Source organism: Pseudoalteromonas aurantia 208 (assembly GCF_014858725.1).
Classification (GTDB): Bacteria; Pseudomonadota; Gammaproteobacteria; order Enterobacterales; family Alteromonadaceae; genus Pseudoalteromonas; species Pseudoalteromonas aurantia.
This window is the reverse complement of the sequence record NZ_AQGV01000012.1, coordinates 1,006,293-1,030,471: the sequence shown is the minus strand read 5'-3', so window position 1 is coordinate 1,030,471 and position 24,179 is coordinate 1,006,293. Positions and strand designations below refer to the sequence as shown.

Sequence of the window (24,179 nt, the reverse complement as noted above, 5' to 3'; positions counted from 1 at the left end):
CCTAACAGCTCTCCTACCCTTTCTTTTTGATAGTCCTCCATAGATACATAAAGCGCACTCCCAGAAAGTAATAAAATTGAAACTGAATATACAAAAACTTTCTTTAACCTTGTATTCATATTAATAATCCTTGCACCAATGCTAATAAAAATTTTATGAGTCGGTAGAACGGCCCTGCTTTGTAAATGAACCAACCATAACTTAGTTCCTATTTTGATTCAATCGTGTAGTAACAGGCTTTGATGATGATTATCGCGCTAAACTGTGTCGAAAGATCTGTATAATGAGCTTTGCTGCTTTTTTCTTCGCAATATGCATGTTCAAGCCTCGCGTTCGCTATCATCAATACTTGTTAAAAATGGGAGGATCACCGGTTCATATTTTACGAAAATCAGTTAAGTCAGCTTCTGACTTTATTGATTTAGCGGCTTGTTTAGCAAATGCTTCTAATTCTTTCTTATTCATAGTCTGCCTATCCTAAACCCTATATGAGTATTAATAATAGGCAGTTACACAGATTATCTGAATTTCTCTTTAGTTACAGGGTCAAAATGTTGTGGTTCAATAATTCCGGACACTATTTTAGGTGGTATCATTACCACTCAATCAGAGGTGTCCTATGGCAAAAAAACGCAGAACATTTAGTAAAGAATTCAAACTTGAAGCCGCTTGTTTGGTTTTAGACCAAGGCTATTCACTTCAAGAAGCATGTCGTTCATTGGATGTTGGAGAAACGGCTTTAAGGCGCTGGGTTCAACAACTTGAACTTGAGCGAAATGGTGAAACACCTAATGCCAAAGCTTTGACTCCAGAGCAACAAAAGATTCAAGAACTTGAAGCCAGAATCAATCGTTTAGAACGAGAGAAATCAATACTAAAAAAGGCTACAGCTCTCTTAATGTCAGAAGAAATGAACAATATTCGTTAATAGACCAATTAAGTGAGCAAGAATCGGTAGAGGTGGTCTGCAGTGTCTTTGATGTTGCTCGTTCAAGTTTTTATGACTACAAAAACCGCCGTAACACAATTGACGCTAATGAGGTTGAACTCAGAGCGCAGTTAAATGCTTGCTTTAAGCTTAGTCGTGGCTCTGCTGGAAGTCGCACGCTCTTAGCAATGTTTGCAGATTTAGATATTGATGTTGGTTTATTCAAAGTCAGACGACTGATGCGTGATATGCAACTGGTATCAAAGCAACCGGGGCCACACGCATATAAAGTGGGGGAGAATGAACGGCCTGATATACCAAACCAGTTAAATCGAGAGTTCGATGTGCATAGCCCAAATCAAGTATGGTGTGGAGATATTACGTATATTTGGACTGGTCAGAAGTGGTCATATTTAGCAGTAGTAATTGATTTATATGCAAGGCGGGCTATTGGCTGGGCCATGTCAGAAAAGCCAGATACAGCCCTAACTATCAAAGCATTAGATAGAGCATATGAACAAAGAGGCAAACCTAGAGGGGTTATGTTCCATTCGGATCAAGGCAGTCAGTATAGTTCAACAAAATTCAGGCAAAGGTTATGGCGTTATCAAATAACACAAAGCATGAGCCGCAGAGGTAATTGTTGGGATAATTCCCCGATGGAGCGCGTATTGACGCTCCTATGTCAAGGTCAACTTAGTTTTGATAAAACGGTTCTTCGGCAGTTTAAAACACAATTGGTTTCTGAAAATACCACAGCCAACACGTGAACATATGAGAAATAATGTAATGGCGTATATGCCCTATTACAACTTAGAACGACTTCATACAGCTAATGGTGACCTGCCGCATGTAGAGTATGAGCAAAATTCCTTAAGACACGTGTCCTAAATTAGTTGTACAAAACAGTTGTTTATCAACAACAGTAACGATACAGCGAAAGTAAACGGCTATTTCTATTACGTTTTACGCATAGGCCATCTCTGTGAGATAATATAAGTGGTTCATTGGGTTTGTTTAACAAACTACGTAATTTTGTATCACTAATCATAAGCTACAGGATATACACACTATGATGTTTTCGATATACACACAACATGATAATGAATAGAAACATAAAAAGCACACCACACACACCAAATGAGATTAAACAGCTGATATTAAAGGTAAATAGATACTAATGGAAAACCAGAAAAACAACGAGAATACACCAAGTATCTATTGGCACGACTATGAGACTTTTGGTGCGACACCACAAAAAGACAGGCCGAGCCAATTTGCAGGAATTCGCACCGACTACGATCTCAACATCATCGGTGAACCACTCATTGAATATTGCAAACCTGCGCCTGATTATTTGCCTCACCCTGAAGCTTGTTTGATAACGGGGATCACTCCGCAACATGCGCAAAAACATGGCTTAATTGAAGCCGAGTTTATGGCAAAAATCCATGCACAATTTAGCCAACCTGGTACCTGTGTGGCGGGCTACAATAGTATTCGTTTTGATGATGAAGTCACGCGTTATAGCCTGTATCGAAATTTTTATGACCCGTACGAACGCGAGTGGCAAAATGGAAACAGCCGCTGGGATATTATTGATTTAGTACGTGCCTGTTATGCACTGCGCCCTGAAGGCATTGAATGGCCACTAAAAGAAGATGGTACGCCGAGCTTCAAACTTGAGCACCTAACCGTTGCCAATGGTATTGAACATGGCGCTGCACACGATGCATTAAGTGATGTAACTGCCACCATCGACTTAGCGAAACTGATCAAAACTAAACAGCCAAAGTTGTTTAACTTTTTCTTCAGTCTTAAAAATAAGAAAGCGCTACTCGACATCATCGATGTATTTAACATGCAGCCACTTGTGCATACCTCCTCTCGTATTCCTGCAACACAAGGATGTACCACGTGGGTTGCCCCGATGAGTTTCCACCCGAGTAATAAAAATGCCATCGTCTGCTTTAATTTAACTGAAAACCCGCAAGTATTGCTTGATTTATCGGTTGAAGAATTACGAGAACGATTGTATACCAAACGCAGCGATATGGCTGAAGGTGATTTACCTGTTGGACTAAAGTTAGTTCACGTAAACAAGTGCCCTATTCTCGCACCAGCAAAAACACTGCTACCTGAAAATGCGGCTCGCTTAGGGATTGACCGTGAACAATGTCTTGAGCACCTAAAAATATTAAAAGCTCACCCTGAACTGCGAGATAAAGTGGCTGAGGTTTTTAATAACCCAGCCGACTTTAGCGCAACAACCAACCCTGATTATCAATTATATAATGGTTTTATTAGCAAGGCTGACAAAGCCAAATTTGCGGTTGTACGTGATTCACGCCCTGATACGCTGAGTGAGCTTAATATTGAATTTGAAGATCCTAAGTTTACCACCATGTTATTTAGATATCGCGCCAGAAACTGGCCTGAGTCATTAACCCCTAACGAGCTTGATGCTTGGCGTAAGTATTGCCAAAACAAGCTCATGCATGGTGAAGACCACCCTTCTATTTCGGCTGAAGATTTTATGTTAACCCTTGAAAATTTGGTTCACGAAAATGAAGGCAATGAAAAAAACTTAAACATACTTAAAGCCCTTTATCACTATGCGCAGAGCCTATAAATTTACGGTGTAAACTTGTACTCATGTGAAAGCTGACACCTCAACAGCTTTCACGCTTTGCCTAAATAAGCTTTTTACTTATAATATTAATAAACTAAATAAGGACATCATGCGCCATTTTCCCTCAGCTCCAATCTCAATAATAAAACATATCATGTTACTGTTGCTCATCTGCGTAAGTTGCCAAAGCCTTGCCGCTTTTTCTGACGGACCTTATGTCACACTCAATAATAAAACCATGCAAGTTGAATGGGTTTGTAACAATCAAATGAGTTTACAAACACGTAAATTAACAAAAGAGTTAAAGTTCAACCAATGTGGAATGACATTAAACACGCAGCTACAAACCCCCTCTTCAAAACAGCCTGCGATTTTTAGTAACATCAAAAAGTATGCGGCACTCAGCGATGTACACGGGCAATTTTCAGTGTTGAAAACCCTACTTGTCAATCACAACATCATTGATAGTAAAAACCAGTGGGCATTTGGCGCAGGCCACTTAATTATTACCGGTGATATATTTGACCGAGGACCGGATGTGACAGATATCCTTTGGTTTTTATACGATTTAGAAACTCAAGCGAAAAAGGCAAATGGACAACTGCATTTGTTATTGGGTAACCATGAAGTGATGGTGTTAAACAATGATGATAGGTACTTACATGAGAAGTATGTAAAAACTGAGCAGCAATTAGGCCGAGACATCGACTTACTGTATGCAAGTAACACGGTGTTAGGACAATGGCTCCGCAGCAAAAATGTTATCTTAAAACTAAATAACGCATTATTCATGCATGGTGGTTTGCCTGCTAGTTTTGCACATGACAAGGTTTCTATCGCTAAAATTAACGCTGTATTTTCTCAATACCTGGTTAATAAAGATCGCCCTCAATTTGCCAAACGGTTATTTGGTCGAAATGGGCCAATTTGGTACAGAGGGTATTTCAGCAACATAACTGACAATGAACTGTCTACATTACTTGACTATTATCAAGTAGAGCACATTGTTGTTGGCCACACCTCACAATCAAAAGTTAAAGCAATTGCCGACAATAAAGTCATTGCCATCGATAGCAGCATAAAACATGGCAAACAAGGTGAACTGTTATTATTCAAAAATAACGCGCTCTTTCGCGGAAAATATAATGGCGATGTTGAGCTTTTGGTTGAGTAACCCCTCTGAATTTAAGCGCATGAGTTTATAGCGCTTTATTTCTATCTGTCATAGTAACTTAACTACATGACTTAGCTAAAAAGTTACATTAAAAGCAGCCTATGGCTGCTTTTAATACTTAACGATATAGATAAATCGTTAAGCTATTGACGCATTGATCTCTGCTAATGTTTTAACTGGATCATCTGCCTGTGTTATTGGACGACCAATAACCAAATAATCACTGCCTGCGGCAATGGCCTTTTGCGGGGTCATAATACGTTTTTGATCCCCAGCATCGCTGCCTAAAGGCCTAATACCTGGTGTGATCAGTTTAAACTCACCGCCCAGTGACATCTTAAGCGTTTTTGCTTCTTGCGCCGAGCACACAACCCCATCTAACCCTGCTTCTTGAGCAAGTTTAGCTAAGTAAACAACCTGATCTTGTGGTGTTTTTTCAATGCCTAAACGCAGTAACTGCGCTTGGTCCATACTTGTTAAAACCGTCACAGCAATCAGCAGTGGAGCTTTTTCACCATACTTTTCAAGCGCTAGCTTGGCTTTTTGCATCATTTCAAGTCCACCACTGGCATGAACGTTAACCATCCATACACCTAATTCAGCAGCTGCTGCAACGGCTTTTGCAACAGTATTGGGAATATCATGAAATTTCAGATCTAGAAATACGTCAAACCCTAAATCAACGAGTTGTTTAACAAATTGGGGGCCAAAGTAGGTGAACATTTCTTTTCCGACCTTAAGCCGACACTCACTAGGGGAAAGCTGTTTAACAAAATTTAATGCCGCTTGCTCGTTATCGTAATCTAGTGCGATAAGCACTTTTTTTGAATCTATTTGGGACATAATATTCCTAAGTGTGACCTAAATTTCAGAAATAGCATTATTATTAAAAAGTGTGTTTATGCTAGTGTAAACACATATTAGTAACCGTCTAATCCTTTGCTCGGTGCAATTGATTCCCAATGTTTGCACGACGGACAAATCCAATAAAGCGTATGACTTGTAAAACCACAGTGCCGACATTGATACTCTGGCTTAGTCGCAATATACGATTGTACCAATTTATCTATTTCTGCCAGAACTGTTTGAATTCGTGTATTACTATTACCAAGTAACTGCAACAAAAAGCTAAACCCTCGAATAGATGGTTCACGTTTTAAACTATCGGTTAAAAACTCAATAGCTTGCTGCTGCTGCCCATCTGTTAATAAAGCTTGGCAATGTTTAATCCGTATCAACACACCGCCTTTTGGCAGTAACTCAATAATCAATTCATTAAATTGATTCATTAAATTCAGCTCAGCATAACTCTGCTCAAGCTGCGCGATATAAATAGGGGCTGTGTGAGTAAAACTGCATATCAGCTTTCGCCAATAATATATGGCTTTAACGTAATCTTGCTGTTCAAATGCATCTTTGCCTAGCTCATATAATGGCCGAATTGTTTTATGCGCTAAAGCCGTTGTTTTTTCCATGAGTTTGGGGGTTTTGTCCGCTAACGCAGCTTCACAATAAAAGTTTGCGACTGCAGCACAATGTTGTGGCTTAGTAAATAGTTCACTATATGCCTCATACATACTAACGCCCTTATGCCACTCTCGCATTTGGGAATACAAATTGATAATTGGTTCTAGAGCATCTTTATTTGAGTTTTTAACCAGAACAATAAGGTGTTCTTCAGCGCTATCTAGAAGCCCGGCCAAAATATAATCTTTCGCTAATTCTAATCGACAAGAGTCAATGTCAACATGACTCAAATTTGGTTGATTCAGCAGTAACTCATGTATTTTAATTGCGCGATCAAGTTCCCCTCTTTTTCTGAAAAGAGTGGCAAGCGTAAGGTAATGTTCTACGGAATCAGCGGAAACTTCGAGGAGTTGTATCAAATGTTCTAAGCCTTGATCTTCCTCTCTATCAAGAAGGAATTTAAGGCCTTTACTATATTGTGATGTAATTTGACGGTTTTGTTCATGGGCTTGATTTTTAGCACTATTCTTTCCCATAACGTAACCATATGCGGCTGCGACTGGGAGCAGTAAGAACAACAGCTCAATCATGGTCAGCGTTCAGTGTCAGGTGACAATTGGCGGTTACTTTTTTTTAGCCGATAATTTTGCCATTTCAACTGGGAAAAAACCTTTACGCTCACCATACATCCAATAAGCACACCAATGAAAAAACAAACACTCATTAAAGTCGCTAAAGGTAATTGGCTAGTCGCAATTAAATAATTAACGTTAACCACTTCGGGGTTTTGTGTACCTATTACAAACGCTAATAATATGAGTGCTAAAACGAATCCTTTTTGTACTACCTTAACCAAGTGCTACTCCATCAATGTATCGCTATTTTAGTCAATTATACTGGCATTTACGCGATCACGTAACTCTTTACCAGGTTTAAAATGTGGTACGTATTTGCCGTCTAGCTCAACTGTATCACCTGTTTTAGGGTTACGGCCTGTGCGTGGAGAACGGAAGTGTAACGAGAAACTACCAAAACCACGAATTTCAATACGATCGGAGCATGATAATGAACCGGCCATTTGTTCAAGAATTTCTTTCACAGCATTTTCCACATCTTTCACAGGAACATGTGCGTGTTGCTCGGCAAGTTGTTCTATCAATTCTGACTTTGTCATAGTGTTTCCTTTAATATAAAAAGGAAGGGCTAAAGCGCCCTTCCTGATAAGACTTAATTATTAGTCTTTTTGAGCGTTTTTGAAAGCTGCTGCCATTGCGTTTTCGAACGCAGGCTCTTCTTTCTTCAACTTCTCAAGAACTTCTTTCTCTTCAGCTTCGAACATAGCTTTAACTGAAAGGCTGATAGTACGGTTCTTACGATCAACACCAACAAATTTAGCTTCAATCTCGTCACCAGCAGAAACAACAGTCGTTGCATCTTCGATACGCTCTTGAGCGATGTCAGCTACACGGATGTAACCTTCAACACCTTCGATAAGCTCAACAGTTGCGCCTTTAGCGTCAACTTCAGTCACTTTACCTTTAACAATAGCACCTTTTTTGTTTACGTCTAGGTAGTTATTGAATGGGTCAGCTTCGATTTGCTTAACGCCAAGAGAGATACGTTCGCGCTCTGGGTCAACTTGCAATACGATTGCAGTGATTTCGTCGCCTTTCTTGTACTCACGTACTGCTTCTTCGCCTGGAGTGTTCCAAGAGATGTCAGAAAGGTGAACAAGACCGTCAATACCACCGTCAAGACCGATGAAGATACCAAAGTCAGTGATTGACTTGATCTTACCAGTAACTTGATCGCCTTTGTTTTGAAGACGAGCAAATTCTTGCCAAGGGTTAGCAATACATTGCTTAAGACCTAGAGAGATACGACGACGTTCTTCGTCGATTTCAAGAACCATTACTTCAACGCTGTCGCCAAGGCTAACAACTTTTGAAGGGTGGATGTTCTTATTAGTCCAATCCATTTCAGATACGTGTACTAGACCTTCAACACCTTCTTCGATTTCAACGAAACAACCGTAGTCAGTAAGGTTAGTTACACGACCAGAAAGCTTAGCACCTTCTGGGTAACGGCCAGCGATAGCTGCCCATGGATCTTCGCCAAGCTGCTTAAGACCTAGAGAAACACGAGTCTTCTCTTTGTCGAACTTAAGTACTTTAACTGCGATTTCGTCGCCAACATTAACGATTTCTGAAGGGTGCTTAACACGCTTCCACGCCATATCAGTGATGTGTAGTAGACCATCTACACCACCAAGGTCAACGAACGCACCGTAGTCAGTAAGGTTCTTAACGATACCTTTAACTTCTTGACCTTCTACAAGGTTTGCAAGAAGCTCTTCACGCTCTTGTGAGTTCTCTGATTCGATAACTGCACGACGTGAAACAACTACGTTGTTGCGCTTTTGATCAAGCTTGATTACTTTAAACTCAAGCTCTTTACCTTCAAGGTGTGCTGTGTCACGTACAGGACGAACATCAACAAGTGAACCAGGTAGGAACGCACGAATCGTGTCAACTTCAACAGTGAAACCGCCTTTAACTTTACCGTTGATCATACCGATAACTGTTTCTTGCTCTTCACATGCTTTCTCAAGACGGATCCAAGCTTCGTGACGCTTCGCTTTCTCACGAGAAAGGATAGTCTCACCGAAACCGTCTTCGATTGCGTCTAGCGCTACATCTACTTCGTCGCCAACAGCAACTTCAAGTTCACCAGCAGCATTTTTGAATTGCTCCGCAGGGATAGCACTTTCTGATTTTAAACCAGCATCAACAAGAACAATGTTGTTCTCGATTGAAATAACAGTACCTTTAACAATAGAGCCTTGCTCTGCTTCAAAACCCTTTAGGCTTTCTTCAAATAACTGCGCAAAATTTTCTGACATACTAAATACGTCTCATAAAGTATATTCCAATTAGCAACCATGCTGCATGGGGTAGTTAAATAAACACCAGCTTCCTGCCAATGCATTAATAAATTAGGTTAAACGCGACTTTTCTAGTTTACCGGCAATTACCGACTCCTCTAGAACTTTCATTACAACTGCAAACACTTGTTCTGCATTAAGCTCACTGGTATCAATTGTAATCGCGTCTGATGCTGGAACCAAAGGCGCAACTTTACGATTCATATCGCGTTCATCGCGAGCCTTTATGTCCTCTAGCAGACCACTTAGTGTAACATCTAGTCCCCGCCCATTCAACTCTAAGAATCGGCGGTGAGCACGTTCTTCTGCACTGGCAGTTAAATATAGTTTAATTTGAGCATCTGGAAAAATAACCGTTCCCATATCTCGACCATCTGCAATCAACCCTGCTTCAGTTCTAAATGCGCGTTGCCTGCGTAACAATGCCTCTCGTACTCGAGGAAGCGCTGCTACTTTCGAAGCCGCAGCCCCTACATCTTCATTACGAATCGTAGTGGTAACATCTTCTCCTTCCAAAATGACCCTGCCATTTTTAGAAACAGGGTCAATCAAAAATTGTACATCTAAATTGGCAGCTAATGGTACTAGTGCTTCTTCGTTGTCTAGCGCTATTTGATGGTGTAACGCCGCCAAAGAAAGAACTCGATAAATTGCTCCACTATCTAGTACTTCCCAATTTAGTTTTTCAGCTAACAAGCGACAAACTGTTCCTTTGCCTGATCCACTTGGGCCGTCTACGGTGATAACTGGCATAGATGCCTGCATTTAAACCTCCTGAAATGCCCACCTGAAATTTACCGCGTGCATTATACGCAAGTTTAATGAATATATCCTTACTTACCTGTAACTTTTTGTTAAATAGGTACTAAATCAATAAATAATAGAGCCATAATATGCCGGCTCTATTATTTATACAGGTTGAATTAATATGTTGAAATTGACTCTAACACATTAAAAAATGTCGGAAATGTTTTTGCCGTACAGCCAGGGTCGTTAATAATGATTTCATGACCACCAACAGCAACCATCGCAAAACACATAGCAATTCTATGATCATTGTATGTGTCTATATCAGTCAACTTTATCGTTGTTGGAGGGTTTATTTCAATGAAATCATGCCCCTCAGTCACCTGTGCACCCACCTTACGTAATTCCGTTGCCATCGCCGCTAAGCGATCTGTTTCTTTTACTCGCCAATTATATATGTTACGAATAGCCGTTGGCCCTTTGGCAAACAATGCGACGGTCGCTAAGGTCATTGCCGCATCAGGAATTGCGTTAGCATCAATATCAACGCCTGTTAACTTCCCTTTGCGCACGATAAGCTTTTCATCAAACCATTCAACGTTTGCGCCAACCTGCTCCATAACGTTCGCAAAACCGATATCTCCTTGTACGCTTTGTTTACCAACACCATTGATCTCTATTTCACCGCCAGATATCGCTGCAGCAGCAATAAAATAGGACGCTGAAGAAGCATCTCCTTCAACCATAATGCGATCGGGTGATTTATATTGCTGCAAGCCCTTAACTGTAAATGATTGGTAGTTATCATTAACAACCTCGACACCAAATTGAGCCATTACACCAATTGTTATATCAATATAAGGTTTAGATACTAACTCACCTTTAATACGAATGTGGGTATCGCCAGTAAATAATGGTGCAGCCATTAATAATGCTGTCAAAAACTGGCTTGAAATACTGCCATCGATGTCGACTTGTCCACCCGTTATTTTTTTACCTTCAATTAATAATGGTGGGTAATCAGTACTTTTCAAATATTGAATATTTGCACCTAAGGTTGTCATCGCGTCAACCAAATGACCAATTGGTCGCTCTTCCATTCGAGGCTCACCAATAAGTTCAAATCGCCCAGGTGTTGCCGCTAACACTGCTGTTAATGGGCGATACGCTGTTCCCGCATTACCGAGAAATAATACTTCCTCAGGCGTTTTTAATTGCCCAGCACAGCCATGTACAGTCGCTACTGTTTTGTCTGCGTTTAAAGTGACCGAGACCCCCATTTGCGCCAATGCACCTAGCATATGGCGAATATCATCACTATCTAGTAAGTTATGTACCTCAGTTGTCCCTTCGGCAAGCGCAGCCAATAACAATATACGGTTTGATAGGCTTTTAGAACCAGGCAAAGTGATTGAGCCAGATACTTTAGATATCGGTTTTAATGTTAACTGTTCCATTAATTATGCTCCTTTGCAAACTTCTCCATAAAAGCAATCAACGCTTTGATCCCATCCACTGGCATTGCGTTATAAATACTTGCCCTCATACCGCCAACAAGCCTATGCCCTTCAAGTGCCACTAACCCTACTTTCTCGGCTTCTGACAAGAACAAGGCATTTAAGCTATCATCTCTTAACCAAAATGGTACATTCATTAACGAGCGACAGTGTTTAGCTACCTTGTTACTATAAAATTCTGACGTATCAATATAATCGTATAATAACGCGGCTTTTTCTTGATTATGTGCCTGCATTTTTGGCACTCCACCATTGGCCTCTAAATACTTAAATACTTCAGCAGCTAAGTACCATGCAAACGTCGGCGGGGTGTTATACATACTGCCTTGCTTGGCTTCAATTGCATAATCCAATATTGCTGGGCGAGGCAGCCCATCTCTTTCTAAAAGCGTTTTGCGCACAATAACGATACATAAGCCTGATGGACCGATATTCTTTTGCGCACCGGCATAAATCAAATCAAAGTCATCAACATTAATTTCACGAGACAAAATCATCGATGACATGTCAGCGACTATTGGCGCATTGTTATGCTTCGGGACGTCAAATATTTCAATTCCATCGATTGTTTCATTCGGACAGTAATGAACAAAAGAGGCCTGTTCTGGTAAGTTCCATTGGGTGACAGGTTGTATATCAAACTGTCCATTATTATCGGTGCGAATATTTAACGATTCAACTTGCGTGAACTTTGCACCTTCTTTTGTTGCACCGTTAGACCAAATACCATTTTCAATATACACACCAGGCGCGTCACCTTGGTGCAAATTCAGAGGGACCGCGGCAAATTGCCCCCGACCACCGCCGTGCATAAACAATACTTCAAAGTCATCTGAAATATTCATTAAGCGTCGTAAAGAAGCTTCACACTCTTCAACCATGGCTAGAAATGGTTTTGCACGGTGACTGACTTCCATCACCGATACACCTAAGCCTTGCCAATTTAAAAATTCTGCTTGTGCTTTTTTCATTACTTCAGGGGGCAACATTGCTGGCCCTGCACAAAAGTTATATACCGTCATTTTTCCTCATTCCTAAACAACAATAATTACAGATAAAAAAAGCGGCCACAGCCGCTTTTTAGTTTGCTTTATTCACTCGGTGAATCATCGTTCACTTGCGTGTTTTCGATCGTTTCGGTGTTCTCTGTATTCACATCGTCAGCCTCACCTTCGGGTAAGTCATCAACTTCAATTTCTTCAATGCGCTGTAGACCAACTACTTGCTCATCTTCAATTGTTCGGATCAAAATAACCCCTTGCGTATTTCGACCAACAGTAGACACCTCACTGACACGAGTACGAACCAACGTGCCTCGATTAGAGATTAACATTATTTCATTGTTGTCTTCTACTTGTACTGCACCAACAACACTGCCATTTCTATCACTGACTTTAATCGATACAACACCTTGTGTTGCACGACTCTTCGCTGGATACTCATCCAATGGTGTACGTTTACCGTAACCATTTTCAGTAACTGTTAATACAGCGCCATGATTTTTAGGTACTATCAGTGATACAACTTTAACACCATCCGGCATTTTTATACCACGAACACCAGTCGCTGTGCGACCCATTGGGCGCAATGCCAGCATTTCTTCACCGGTTTCTGGGTCGACTTTCACTTCACCAGTTTCAGAATCACGTAATTTTTCGTTAAATCGAACAACTTTACCATGATCAGTAAATAACATGATGTCATTACTACCATCAGTGATATCTGCTCCGATTAGGTTATCGCCTTCATTTAAGTTAATTGCAATGATGCCACTTGCGCGTTGTCGACTATAAGCTGTTAATGGTGTTTTCTTAACCGTACCATTTGCTGTCGCCATCAATACGTATTTATCTTCCTCATACTCGCGTACTGGGAGAATGGTGGTAATACGCTCGTCAGCTTCTAATGGCAATAGGTTAACAATTGGTTTGCCGCGTGCTGTACGTGATGCCAGTGGCAGTTGATACACTTTAAGCCAGTACATACGACCTGATGTCGAGAAACATAGAATTGTATCGTGCGTATTGGCAACCAATAAACGCTCTATGAAATCTTCATCTTTCATCTTAGTCGCGGCTTTACCTTTACCACCACGACGCTGGGCCTCATAATCTGACAACGGCTGATATTTCACATAACCTTCATGAGACAGCGTAACCACAACATCTTCTTCATTGATAAGATCTTCTAGACTAATATCGTGTGCTGCTGCACTGATCTCTGTACGACGCTCATCCCCGTAGGTTTCTTTAATTTGAACTAACTCATCACGAATAACTTCCATTAAACGCTCAGGAGAAGACAAAATAAATAGTAGTTCAGCAATGACATCTAACAGTTCTTGATATTCAGCTAGGATTTTTTCGTGTTCTAAGCCTGTCAGTTTATGTAAACGTAAATCTAAGATGGCTTGAGCCTGTTGCTCTGACAAATAATATTGGCCATCTCGAATACCCAACTCAGCAGCCAACCAATCTGGGCGTGCAACATTATCTTCGCCTGCTTTTTCAAGCATTGATTTAACTGAACCTAACTCCCACGGACGTGCGATTAGAGCTTGCTTCGCTTCAGAAGGGCTTGGAGATTTTCTGATCAATTCAATGATCGGGTCAATATTAGCCAACGCAATAGCAAGACCTTCAAGCGTATGTGCTCTATCTCTCGCCTTACGTAAATCAAATACGGTACGACGCGTAACAACTTCTCGTCTGTGAACGATAAACGCATCTAGCATTTCTTTTAGGTTAAAACACTTAGGTTGGTTATTATCCAACGCAACCATGTTCATACCAAATACTGTTTGTAACTGAGTTTGCGAATATAGGTTATTTAAAATAACTTCACCTACTTCGCCTCGTTTCACTTCAATTACAATACGCATCCCGTCTTTATCAGACTCGTCACGCAATGCGCTGATCCCTTCGACTTTTTTGTCTTTGACCAGCTCAGCTATTTTTTCGATTAATCGTGCTTTGTTAACCTGATAAGGTAACTCATGCACAATAATTGTTTCTTTGCCTGTTTTCTCATCAACTTCGACTTCCGCACGAGCTCGCACATAAATTTTACCGCGACCCGTCTTGTAGGCTTGTTCAATTCCTTTTTTACCGTTGATAATTGCAGCGGTCGGAAAGTCAGGCCCTGGGATATAATCGATCAGTTCTTCAATGGTCAAATCAGGGTTTTGGATGAGCGCCAAACAGCCGTTAATAACTTCAGTCAAGTTATGTGGCGGAATATTGGTCGCCATCCCAACAGCAATACCAGAAGACCCATTCACTAATAAGCTAGGGACCTTAGTTGGTAGTACATCTGGAATTTGCTCTGTTCCGTCGTAGTTAGGAACATAATCAACGGTTTCTTTTTCTAAATCAGCCAGCAACTCATGAGATATTTTTGCCATACGTACTTCGGTATAACGCATCGCAGCAGCTGAATCGCCGTCGACTGAACCGAAGTTACCTTGGCCGTCAACCAACATATAACGCAGAGAAAATGGTTGCGCCATACGTACGATAGTGTCGTACACTGCGCTGTCACCATGAGGGTGATATTTACCGATCACATCACCGACTACACGAGCCGATTTTTTGTAAGGCTTATTCCAGTCATTTTTTAACTCATTCATCGCGAACAATACACGACGGTGAACGGGCTTTAACCCATCCCGTACGTCAGGTAATGCACGCCCTACAATTACACTCATTGCGTAATCTAGGTATGAATTTTTGAGTTCATCTTCAATATTGACTGGCAGGATTTCATTGGCGAGATCAGTCATTCGATTCCACTTTCCTTCAGTGTCTATCTCTTTTATGTCAAACTAGTCAGACTTATGACAAAGAGATTGAGTTATTATTAATTTCTGAATAGCTATGCTAACACACTTTTTTATAATTTACAGGCGCAAGATTTTAGTGATTTTAATCTGACCCTGCTTATAATGCGCTCAGATTAACGAGGAAGTTTTTTATGACCGAACATCAAAATGTAGATCCACAAGAAATAGCAAAGTTTGAAGACATTGCTCAGCAATGGTGGGATACAGAAGGCGAATTCAAACCATTACATGACATAAACCCATTACGACTAGACTTTATCAATCACCAAAGCCAAGGTTTATTTGAGAAAACTGTACTCGATGTAGGCTGTGGCGGCGGCATACTCACTGAAAGTATGGCCAAACTTGGTGCAAATGCCACAGGCATTGATATGGGGCAAGAGCCATTAAACGTAGCAAAGTTGCATAGCTTAGAAGCAGGGGTTAAAGTTAATTATCAAAAAATACCTGCTGAAACATTCGCACAGCAAAACCCCGAGCAGTTCGATGTCGTTACCTGTATGGAAATGTTAGAACATGTCCCAGATCCTGCTTCTATCATTAAAGCTGTTGCAGCACTGGCTAAACCCGGCGCGCATGTTTTTTTCTCAACCCTCAATAAAACCACCAAAGCGTACCTATTAGCCATTGTTGGAGCAGAGAAAGTATTGAAAATGGTGCCTGAAGGCACCCATGATCATGATAAATTCATTCGCCCTTCCACACTGATTAATTGGGCTGAACAGTGTGACTTAAAAGTAAGAGCCAGTGCCGGAATTAACTATAACCCACTCTCAAAAACATTTACGTTAACTGACGATGTAAGTGTTAATTACATCCTCCACTTTGAGAAATTAGCATGATAGACGCTGTCATTTTTGATTTAGATGGAACATTACTCAATACTTGTGACGATTTGGGTGCTGCACTCAATCATACTTTAAAGTTGCATGGCTTACCTGAAGTCAGTAAAGCAGCATATAGTCCAGCTATTTCTAACGGCGTTAAAGCGCTACTAGAAGTTGGGTTCGGTGACAAACTAACGGACTACGATGTTGAACAGCTGCGCCAACATGTTTTAGATTATTACGCAAATAATATAGCGATACATAGTCATTGCTTTGAAGGTATTAGTACTTTGCTACAGTCACTCAACGATGCAAATATACAAATCGCAATTATGACAAACAAGCCAACTTTCCTAACGCTGCCGCTACTGAAAAAAATAGATGAACTCAAAAACATCCGGGTTGTTGTGTGTGGAGACACGCTCTCAGAAGCAAAGCCATCCCCCAAACCATTATTGCATGCAGCGCATCAATTAAACGTTGATCCAGAAAGATGTTACTACGTTGGGGACGCAGAAAGAGACATACAAGCAGCTAAGGCAGCTAAAATGCGTCCTGTTGCTGCACTGTGGGGATACGTTCCTAGTGAGACAATTGCACGGTCGTGGGCCGCGGATCTGAATCTTACTAACCCTGTGGGACTACTTCAGCACATTTAGTATTATAAAATCAGACAAAGCACCATATGTAGTGTTTTGTCTATATTTTGATACCTAGCTGCATATAAAAAAATCAGTCAGTTTTTTTTTCAATTTACAAAAAAATAGTCTTCATTGAGTTGATTTTTTTATGGCGGCTTAGTGTATAAAACCTCAAAGGTTAATGAACACTAACACAATGCAATTATCCCTAAGTTATCCACAATTGAGAGCAAGTTGTTCTATTGCAAAATTGCCATAACCCCACTATCTTGTGATCCGCAGGGGCACTCCCACCATATATAGTGGTTAAAAGCTAAGCAATTGTTGTCTCAGCGATCAATATAAAAATACACATTCCGAAGGAATACAGGCACAACTATGAACCAACAGCTATCTGTCAGTAAAAGAACCGGCCGAAAAGAGCCGCTCGATTTAGATAAAATCCACCGCGTTATCACGTGGGCTGCGGAAGGTCTAAATAATGTTTCTGTGTCACAAGTTGAACTTAAGTCACATATTCAGTTTTATGATGGCATTCGCACTGAAGACATCCATGAAACAATCATAAAAGCCGCTGCCGATTTAATTGATAAAGACTCTCCTGACTATCAATACCTTGCTGCCAGACTAGCCATATTCCACCTTCGGAAAAAAGCGTATGGTCAATTTGAGCCACCTCGTTTATATGATCACATTACTAAATTGGTCGAAGACAAGCGCTATGATCAACATTTATTGGTTGATTATACAGAAGCAGAATTACACGAGCTTGATGCTTACTTAGATCATTCTCGAGATCTTAATTTTAGCTATGCCGCGGTTAAGCAGCTCGAAGGTAAATATTTAGTACAAAACCGAGTAACCGGCGAAATCTATGAAAGCGCTCAGTTCTTATATATCTTAGTTGCCGCAAGCTTATTCTCTGATTACCCAAAAGAAACCCGTATTGATTATATCAAACGCTTTTACGATGCAATTTCATTGTTCAAGATATCATTACCAACCCCCATTATGGCGGGAGTACGTACACCAACACGTCAGTTTAGTTCGTGCGTACTCATTGAGTGTGGTGATAGCTTAGATTCTATCAATGCGACTTCATCTGCGATTGTTAAGTACGTGAGCCAACGTGCAGGCATTGGTATAAATGCAGGTAGAATTCGTGCTTTAGGTAGCCCTATTCGCAACGGTGAGGCATACCATACTGGATGCATTCCATTTTATAAGCATTTCCAAACTGCTGTTAAAAGCTGCTCACAAGGTGGTGTACGCGGTGGTGCTGCAACATTGTTCTACCCACTTTGGCATTTAGAAGTAGAAAATTTACTCGTTCTAAAAAATAACCGTGGTGTTGAAGAAAACCGAGTTCGCCATTTAGACTATGGCGTGCAGTTTAACAAAACTATGTATGCCCGCTTGATTAAAGATGATTACATCACGCTATTTAGTCCTTCAGACGTACCGGGCTTATACGACGCATTTTTTGAAGATCAAGACAAATTCGAATCATTATATGTGCAGTACGAACAAGATGAATCTATTCGTAAGAAACGTATAAAGGCCATCGAATTATTCTCTATGTTTGCACAAGAGCGCGCAAGCACTGGCAGAATTTATCTGCAAAATGTTGATCATTGTAATACGCATAGCCCGTTCGATTCGAAAGTTGCTCCTATTCGCCAGTCTAATTTATGCCTAGAAATAGCATTACCGACAAAACCACTAAACAATGTAAATGATGCGGAAGGCGAAATTGCATTGTGTACACTGTCGGCATTTAACTTAGGTGCACTCGAATCATTAGATGAGCTTGATGAGCTTGCTGATTTGGCTGTACGTGCACTCGACAACTTACTGGATTTCCAAGATTACCCTGTGCCGGCTGCGCATACAGCGACAATGGGTAGAAGAACACTCGGTATAGGTGTTATCAACTACGCTTACTACCTTGCTAAAAACGGTGTAAAATATTCAGATGGCAGTGCTAATGGCCTGACACATCAAACATTTGAAGCAATTCAATATTATTTAATGAAAGCATCAAATACTTTGGCGAAAGAACGCGGCGCATGTCCATTATTTAATGAAACCACGTACTCTCAAGGCATTATGCCTATAGACACCTATAAGCGTGATCTAGACAAAGTATGTGATGAAACATTAAAGCTTGATTGGGATGCGCTCCGTGCCAGCATTAAAGAACATGGTATGCGTAACTCAACACTATCAGCCTTAATGCCATCTGAAACATCGTCGCAAATATCAAATGCGACCAATGGTATTGAACCACCTCGGGGTCATATCAGTGTCAAAGCGAGTAAAGATGGCATTTTAAAGCAGGTCGTTCCAGAGTATGAACGTTTGAAAGACAACTATGAGTTGCTTTGGGACATTCCGTCTAACGATGGCTACCTCGCACTCGTTGGTATCATGCAAAAATTTGTTGACCAAACTATTTCAGCTAACACAAACTACGACCCGAATAAATTTGAAGGTGGTAAAGTTCCAATGAAACTACTGCTGAAAGATTTGCTTACTGCATACAAATTAGGGGTAAAAACGCTTTATTATCATAATACCCGTGATGGCGCTTCTGATGCTCATGATGAAATGAAACCAGAAGTTGAAGATGATGGCTGTGAAGGCGGCGCGTGTAAAATTTAAGCTTTAGCGGGCCTTTTCGGCCCGCCCTCTTTAGTATCGAGTATTAACTATGTCCTATTCTACGTTTAGCAGAAAACACAACGATCAACTACAGGAGCCAATGTTTTTTGGCCAAACTGTAAACGTTTCTCGTTATGACCAACAAAAGTACCCTATTTTTGAAAAGCTGATTGAAAAACAACTGTCTTTTTTCTGGCGACCAGAAGAAGTCGATGTGAGTAAAGACAAAATAGATTTTCAGGCACTGCCTGAACACGAGAAACATATATTTTTAAGTAACTTGAAATACCAAACACTATTAGATAGTGTCCAAGGTCGTTCTCCTAACGTTGCACTATTGCCGATTGTATCTATCCCTGAATTAGAAACTTGGATTGAGACATGGGCGTTCAGCGAAACAATTCATAGTCGCTCATACACGCACATTATTCGTAATGTAACCCAGTCACCTGAACTTATTTTTGATGACATTGTCAGCAACGACAAAATTAATGAGCGTGCTGATGCCGTCACGCGTTATTATGATGCTTTGATTGAGCAAGTCTCTCTATTTAACTTGTATGGTGAGGGTAAACATGAGATCAATGGTAAAACTGTTGTAATTAGTTTATTCGAGTTGAAAAAACTACTTTACCTTTGCGTCATGTCGGTAAATATCTTAGAAGCTATTCGTTTTTACGTCAGCTTTGCGTGTTCGTTTGCTTTTGCAGAGCGTGAGTTAATGGAAGGCAATGCAAAAATCATTAAGTTGATTGCGCGTGATGAAGCACTCCATTTATCTGGTACACAACATATGCTCAACATTATGCAAGAAGGCAAGGACGACCCTGAAATGGCAATCGTCGCTGCACAATGTAAAGACGAAGCAATCGCGATGTTTGTAGAAGCTGCTGAACAAGAAAAAGAATGGGCTGAATACTTATTTAAAGATGGCTCAATGATTGGCCTAAATAAAGATATTTTATGCCAGTATGTCGAGTACATCACTAATACACGTATGACTGCCGTCGGCTTACCAACACAATTTGAAAAAAAATCTAACCCAATCCCTTGGATCAATGCGTGGTTAATTTCAGATAATGTCCAAGTTGCACCACAAGAAGCTGAAATTAGCTCCTATCTTGTTGGACAAATAGACTCAAAGGTTGATGCCTCTGACTTCGGTGATTTTGACTTGTAATGGTTGAAAAGCCCTACCCTGTGATATCGATAACAGATCACGATGAGCCACTTGAATTTGTGGCTCATTCCCCAACTCTATTACATGCATTAGAAGCTGCAAATATAGATGTACCTTATCAATGTCGTGAAGGTTTTTGTGGGGCGTGCAGAGCACAGCTCAATGAGGGGAAAATCACCTACAATCAAGAGCCTCTCGCTTTTGTACGGGAAGGTGAGGTATTACTATGCTGCTCTCGCCCCCTCTCTAACATTAAAATTACGCTGCTATAGAAACAAGTTTCCTCTAGCGGGTTTTAGAGCAGTTGCGCAACACTGGTTTCATAGTATTCATGCTTATCACTAATACTCAGTTGATTTTGTTCAATCACCACATCCCAATGCAAGCTGCGACTTAATGCATCACTCAATGCATCTACAAACTGTGCCTCAAGAGAAAAAACACTTAAATTACCTATCAAATGTAATCTTTGCGACATTTCGTCAAACCACGTATCATTTTCTTTTATTAAAATCACCAATTTACCAAACAATTTAGCGAGTCGTATGATCTCATCGAACTCCAAAGTATTTGCATACAAAGCCACGGTAATATAGCCCGTATCATCTTCCAGCCATACATCCGGTTTTTGTTTGTCTGAATTGGCGTTTAAAATTGCTTTTTGGTCATATGATATCGCGCACAATCCCACTATTTTAAGTACAAAATGCTCTAGAGATTCAGACTTTTGTAACGCAGTCGTAAAAACTTCTTGGTGATTGGTATGATGAAATAAATCAGCCACATTAACGCGCGCTTTAAAAACAAAAGGTTTGATCATGTTAATCTCCCTACTCTGTCACGCTCTAACTATAGACTTTGTGTCGATTTTAGCAAAAATATTTGAGGTTATAGTATAACATCATTGAACTGCCAATTATGTGGTGTTATATTGTCACGAATTAATTCAACCTCAACATTAGTGTCTAATAAATTATGATGAAGCAGTCTCTTATCAGCAGTGCAATTGTTACTGCACTTTTCTCAAGCAACGTATTTGCCGCAGATGTAAAAGGTAAAATACTCGACAATAACAGTCAGCCAGTAAGTGGAGCAAAAGTACACTTACATGGTAAGAGCCAGTCAGTAACTACTGATAAAAACGGCCAATTTACAATTAATGTCGATGCCGACTCTCAACTTCATATCACCAAAAACAATTATTTAGATGAACGCTTACCTGTAACCGTCGATAACGCTTATGTAACCGTCGTGCTCAAGCCTAGTGCTGTTGAAAGTATGGTTGTTTATGCATCTGCGTTACACAAAAATAATGTTGAAATGGCTTCTCCAGTGACAGTATTAGCTGGTGACGAATTGAAAAACGCAGCCAAGCCAACACTGGGGGAAACGCTTAAAGGCCAACCAGGTATCAATTCAAGCTACTTTGGTCCTGTTTCTTCGAGCCCTATTATTCGTGGCTTAGACGGCCCTCGTGTCAAAATTACTCAAAACGGATTAGACAGCAGTGATGCATCTCGCGTTGGCCCCGACCACGCAAATACAAACGACAGTCTATCCGCACAACAAATTGAAGTGCTTCGTGGGCCTGCGACATTGTTATATGGCTCAGGCGCGATTGGTGGCGTAGTAAATGTTGTCGATAATCGTATTCCAACTGATATTATAGAGTCATTGTCTGGCGCCGCTGAGTATAGCCACGATACGGTATCGAATACCAATACCTATGCTGCAGTGCTTGAAACTGGATCTGACGGTTTTAATTTCCATTTTGACGGTGTAAGCCGCAAAGGGGGTGATTACGACACGCCTGAGTTTAATTTACCGCATGAAGAACATGACGAGCATGGCGAAGATGATCATGACGCGCATGATGATCACGGGCACGAAGGTGAGCATGATGATCACAATGAGTCACCTGAAACGGCTAAAAAGGTAGATAATACTTTTATAGATTCTCAGCAAGTTAATTTTGGTACTAGTTACGTAAATGAACATTTAACACTGGGTTTAAGCTTCGGTAGAATTGATACAGATTACGGTATTCCTGCCCATAGTCATGAAGGCCATGATCACGACGAACATGACCATGATGAACATGAAGGCGAACATGACGAGCATGAAGGTGAAGATAATCATGCAGATGAAAGCGCTGAACAAGGTGTATTTGCTCGCGTAAAACAAGATCGTTGGCAAGCCCTCTTTAACTACTCACTTCATAACGAATGGATTGAGTCAATTAATGTAAGAGCAGGTTATACAGACTATGAGCATAGTGAGATTGAGCATGGCAGTATTGGCACAACATTTAAAAATAAAACCACAGAGTTACGCACTGGCATAGAACATCGTATCGGTGAATGGCACGGTATTGTTGGATATCACTACGCAGATAGTGACTATCAAGCGAATGGTGCTGAAGCATTTACTCCAGCAACAGAAACAAAATCTCATGCGCTGTTTTTGCTTGAAGAACGCACGTTTGGTGACTTTACACTAGAGCTTGGTGCGCGTATTGAAGATTTCCAGCTATCTAGCTTAGTGACAACTGAAGCGCATCACGATGACCATGACGATCACGGTGATGATGACGATCACGGTGATGATGACCACGATGACCACGATCATGACGATCATGACGATCACAAAGAGTATGAATCAGTGGCGTACCAATTAGATATGACGAATATCAGCGCTTCGATTGGTGGTGTATACAATTTTACGGAAGGACATAACGTCGCATTTAATGTTTCTCGTTCTGAGCGGGCTCCTCTTACGGCCGAACTATTGTCAAATGGTACCCATATTGCTACTCGTACTTACGAGCTAGGCCTTGGCTATGTAATTGAAGATGGTGAAGTTCACTTCGAACCGCAAGAAATTGAGCAAGAAACTGCCACTAATATTGATTTCAGCGTACGTCGTTTTATTGGTGATTTTGGCTATACCATTAACGTTTTCTATAATGATGTTGATAATTATTACTATCAACAAAATACAGGGTTAATGTTTACCTCTGAACATGGTATTGAAAACGCAGATCATTTCCATGAAGGCGCATTACCAGTATTTAAGTTTGCCAGTGATGATGCTGAACTTTATGGTGTTGAGCTAGATGCACATTATCGGATAAATGATAAAAACCGTGTAAAAGTTTTCGCAGACACGCTAACAGCTAAATTAGACAATGACCAATATCTACCTCGGATCCCAAGTAATAAGCTTGGGGTGAAATACGAATATGAGCATGCAGGTTGGAAAGCAAATATGACAATAACACGTTATAATAGCCAATCAGATATTGCTGCTTATGAGAGTAAAACTAATGGTTATACATTGGTAGATACAAGCTTTCAGTATGATTTCTCGGCACAGGGTATCGACTTTGTTGGCTACGCTAATATTGACAACTTGACCAATGAACTTGGCTTTGTACATAGCTCCTTCATAAAAGAACAAGCCCCTTTACCGGGTAGAAACTTAAAATTAGGCTTACGCGCCTACTTTTAATTCGCGCTTCGAAAAATGGAACCAAACATAATTTTGGTTCCATTTCTTATTTTTATTTTCGCTTCCCCCTCCTTACACTTTCAACGTTAAATTAATGTAATGCTCTG

At 40.6% G+C, this 24,179-nt stretch carries 18 protein-coding genes and 1 pseudogene; 9 read left to right on the top strand and 10 right to left on the bottom strand.

Translation table 11 applies throughout. The annotated features are described in order from the left end of the window. The first annotated feature begins 619 nt into the window (after positions 1 to 619). The 3 genes and pseudogenes from PAUR_RS08375 to PAUR_RS08365 all read left to right on the top strand — a co-directional run bounded on the left by PAUR_RS08375 (position 620) and on the right by PAUR_RS08365 (position 4,734). Positions 620 to 1,819, top strand: a pseudogene (locus tag PAUR_RS08375) (IS3 family transposase). Between the two features lie 289 nt (positions 1,820 to 2,108). After that, positions 2,109 to 3,560 carry an exodeoxyribonuclease I gene (gene sbcB / locus PAUR_RS08370; RefSeq protein WP_192507317.1) on the top strand — a complete coding sequence of 484 codons (1,452 nt, stop codon included), beginning with the start codon at positions 2,109 to 2,111 and terminating at the stop codon, positions 3,558 to 3,560. 109 nt (positions 3,561 to 3,669) lie between these two features. After that, entirely contained in the window at positions 3,670 to 4,734 is a 1,065-nt protein-coding gene (locus PAUR_RS08365) for a metallophosphoesterase (RefSeq protein WP_225738314.1), read from the top strand. A 138-nt stretch (positions 4,735 to 4,872) separates the two neighbouring features. Here PAUR_RS08365 and pyrF read toward each other — a convergent pair whose 3' ends face one another. The 9 genes from pyrF to gyrA all read right to left on the bottom strand — a co-directional run bounded on the left by pyrF (position 4,873) and on the right by gyrA (position 15,190). Beyond that, a complete protein-coding gene (gene pyrF, locus PAUR_RS08360) occupies positions 4,873 to 5,577 on the bottom strand; it encodes an orotidine-5'-phosphate decarboxylase (protein ID WP_192507316.1) in 705 nt (234 codons plus the stop codon). Between the two features lie 77 nt (positions 5,578 to 5,654). Continuing rightward, positions 5,655 to 6,791, bottom strand: coding sequence for a lipopolysaccharide assembly protein LapB (locus PAUR_RS08355; RefSeq protein ID WP_192507315.1), 1,137 nt, complete (start codon positions 6,789 to 6,791; stop codon positions 5,655 to 5,657). A 2-nt stretch (positions 6,792 to 6,793) separates the two neighbouring features. Further along, positions 6,794 to 7,057, bottom strand: coding sequence for a lipopolysaccharide assembly protein LapA domain-containing protein (locus PAUR_RS08350; RefSeq protein ID WP_192507314.1), 264 nt, complete (start codon positions 7,055 to 7,057; stop codon positions 6,794 to 6,796). A 27-nt stretch (positions 7,058 to 7,084) separates the two neighbouring features. After that, positions 7,085 to 7,375, bottom strand: a complete 291-nt coding sequence (ihfB, locus tag PAUR_RS08345; RefSeq protein WP_192507313.1) for an integration host factor subunit beta — start codon at positions 7,373 to 7,375, stop codon at positions 7,085 to 7,087. A gap of 60 nt (positions 7,376 to 7,435) precedes the next feature. Then, complete coding sequence (gene rpsA / locus PAUR_RS08340; RefSeq protein ID WP_192507312.1) at positions 7,436 to 9,103, bottom strand: 30S ribosomal protein S1; 1,668 nt, start codon at positions 9,101 to 9,103, stop codon at positions 7,436 to 7,438. Positions 9,104 to 9,196: 93 nt separating this feature from the next. Further along, positions 9,197 to 9,910: a (d)CMP kinase gene (gene cmk, locus PAUR_RS08335; protein WP_192507311.1), complete on the bottom strand. Its 714-nt coding sequence runs from the start codon at positions 9,908 to 9,910 to the stop codon at positions 9,197 to 9,199. A gap of 158 nt (positions 9,911 to 10,068) precedes the next feature. Further along, the gene (aroA, locus tag PAUR_RS08330; RefSeq protein ID WP_192507310.1) at positions 10,069 to 11,349 is read right to left on the bottom strand and encodes a 3-phosphoshikimate 1-carboxyvinyltransferase; all 1,281 of its coding nucleotides are present in this window, start codon (positions 11,347 to 11,349) and stop codon (positions 10,069 to 10,071) included. After that, positions 11,349 to 12,431, bottom strand: coding sequence for a 3-phosphoserine/phosphohydroxythreonine transaminase (serC, locus tag PAUR_RS08325; protein ID WP_192507309.1), 1,083 nt, complete (start codon positions 12,429 to 12,431; stop codon positions 11,349 to 11,351). The genes aroA and serC overlap by 1 nt, the downstream gene beginning before the upstream one ends. 68 nt (positions 12,432 to 12,499) lie before the next feature. Next, positions 12,500 to 15,190 (bottom strand): DNA gyrase subunit A, encoded by a 2,691-nt coding sequence (gene gyrA / locus PAUR_RS08320; RefSeq protein ID WP_192507308.1) that lies wholly within the window; start codon positions 15,188 to 15,190, stop codon positions 12,500 to 12,502. Between the two features lie 191 nt (positions 15,191 to 15,381). Here gyrA and ubiG point away from each other — a divergent pair, with 191 nt between their 5' ends. The 5 genes from ubiG to yfaE all read left to right on the top strand — a co-directional run bounded on the left by ubiG (position 15,382) and on the right by yfaE (position 20,834). Continuing rightward, positions 15,382 to 16,092 carry a bifunctional 2-polyprenyl-6-hydroxyphenol methylase/3-demethylubiquinol 3-O-methyltransferase UbiG gene (ubiG, locus tag PAUR_RS08315; protein ID WP_192507307.1) on the top strand — a complete coding sequence of 237 codons (711 nt, stop codon included), beginning with the start codon at positions 15,382 to 15,384 and terminating at the stop codon, positions 16,090 to 16,092. Beyond that, entirely contained in the window at positions 16,089 to 16,736 is a 648-nt protein-coding gene (locus tag PAUR_RS08310) for an HAD family hydrolase (protein WP_192507306.1), read from the top strand. The genes ubiG and PAUR_RS08310 overlap by 4 nt, the downstream gene beginning before the upstream one ends. Positions 16,737 to 17,096: 360 nt before the next feature. After that, positions 17,097 to 19,382, top strand: coding sequence for a class 1a ribonucleoside-diphosphate reductase subunit alpha (gene nrdA / locus PAUR_RS08305; RefSeq protein ID WP_192507305.1), 2,286 nt, complete (start codon positions 17,097 to 17,099; stop codon positions 19,380 to 19,382). Positions 19,383 to 19,431: 49 nt separating this feature from the next. Further along, positions 19,432 to 20,562 (top strand): class Ia ribonucleoside-diphosphate reductase subunit beta, encoded by a 1,131-nt coding sequence (nrdB, locus tag PAUR_RS08300; RefSeq protein WP_192507304.1) that lies wholly within the window; start codon positions 19,432 to 19,434, stop codon positions 20,560 to 20,562. Beyond that, positions 20,562 to 20,834 carry a class I ribonucleotide reductase maintenance protein YfaE gene (gene yfaE / locus PAUR_RS08295; RefSeq protein ID WP_192507303.1) on the top strand — a complete coding sequence of 91 codons (273 nt, stop codon included), beginning with the start codon at positions 20,562 to 20,564 and terminating at the stop codon, positions 20,832 to 20,834. The genes nrdB and yfaE overlap by 1 nt, the downstream gene beginning before the upstream one ends. Before the next feature lie 23 nt (positions 20,835 to 20,857). Here yfaE and PAUR_RS08290 read toward each other — a convergent pair whose 3' ends face one another. Then, a complete protein-coding gene (locus PAUR_RS08290; RefSeq protein WP_192507302.1) occupies positions 20,858 to 21,382 on the bottom strand; it encodes a YaeQ family protein in 525 nt (174 codons plus the stop codon). A 155-nt stretch (positions 21,383 to 21,537) separates the two neighbouring features. Here PAUR_RS08290 and PAUR_RS08285 point away from each other — a divergent pair, with 155 nt between their 5' ends. Next, positions 21,538 to 24,072, top strand: coding sequence for a TonB-dependent receptor (locus PAUR_RS08285; protein ID WP_192507301.1), 2,535 nt, complete (start codon positions 21,538 to 21,540; stop codon positions 24,070 to 24,072). Positions 24,073 to 24,179 lie beyond the last annotated feature (107 nt).

What these genes read in the sequence shown, in the direction of transcription:
- sbcB (WP_192507317.1), top strand. Translation starts at nt 2,109, where the DNA reads ATGGAAAACCAGAAAAACAACGAGAATACACCAAGTATCTATTGGCAC.
- PAUR_RS08365 (WP_225738314.1), top strand. Translation starts at nt 3,670, where the DNA reads ATGCGCCATTTTCCCTCAGCTCCAATCTCAATAATAAAACATATCATG.
- pyrF (WP_192507316.1), bottom strand. Translation starts at nt 5,577, where the DNA reads ATGTCCCAAATAGATTCAAAAAAAGTGCTTATCGCACTAGATTACGAT.
- PAUR_RS08355 (WP_192507315.1), bottom strand. Translation starts at nt 6,791, where the DNA reads ATGATTGAGCTGTTGTTCTTACTGCTCCCAGTCGCAGCCGCATATGGT.
- ihfB (WP_192507313.1), bottom strand. Translation starts at nt 7,375, where the DNA reads ATGACAAAGTCAGAATTGATAGAACAACTTGCCGAGCAACACGCACAT.
- rpsA (WP_192507312.1), bottom strand. Translation starts at nt 9,103, where the DNA reads ATGTCAGAAAATTTTGCGCAGTTATTTGAAGAAAGCCTAAAGGGTTTT.
- cmk (WP_192507311.1), bottom strand. Translation starts at nt 9,910, where the DNA reads ATGCAGGCATCTATGCCAGTTATCACCGTAGACGGCCCAAGTGGATCA.
- aroA (WP_192507310.1), bottom strand. Translation starts at nt 11,349, where the DNA reads ATGGAACAGTTAACATTAAAACCGATATCTAAAGTATCTGGCTCAATC.
- serC (WP_192507309.1), bottom strand. Translation starts at nt 12,431, where the DNA reads ATGACGGTATATAACTTTTGTGCAGGGCCAGCAATGTTGCCCCCTGAA.
- gyrA (WP_192507308.1), bottom strand. Translation starts at nt 15,190, where the DNA reads ATGACTGATCTCGCCAATGAAATCCTGCCAGTCAATATTGAAGATGAA.
- ubiG (WP_192507307.1), top strand. Translation starts at nt 15,382, where the DNA reads ATGACCGAACATCAAAATGTAGATCCACAAGAAATAGCAAAGTTTGAA.
- PAUR_RS08310 (WP_192507306.1), top strand. Translation starts at nt 16,089, where the DNA reads ATGATAGACGCTGTCATTTTTGATTTAGATGGAACATTACTCAATACT.
- nrdA (WP_192507305.1), top strand. Translation starts at nt 17,097, where the DNA reads ATGAACCAACAGCTATCTGTCAGTAAAAGAACCGGCCGAAAAGAGCCG.
- nrdB (WP_192507304.1), top strand. Translation starts at nt 19,432, where the DNA reads ATGTCCTATTCTACGTTTAGCAGAAAACACAACGATCAACTACAGGAG.
- yfaE (WP_192507303.1), top strand. Translation starts at nt 20,562, where the DNA reads ATGGTTGAAAAGCCCTACCCTGTGATATCGATAACAGATCACGATGAG.
- PAUR_RS08290 (WP_192507302.1), bottom strand. Translation starts at nt 21,382, where the DNA reads ATGATCAAACCTTTTGTTTTTAAAGCGCGCGTTAATGTGGCTGATTTA.
- PAUR_RS08285 (WP_192507301.1), top strand. Translation starts at nt 21,538, where the DNA reads ATGATGAAGCAGTCTCTTATCAGCAGTGCAATTGTTACTGCACTTTTC.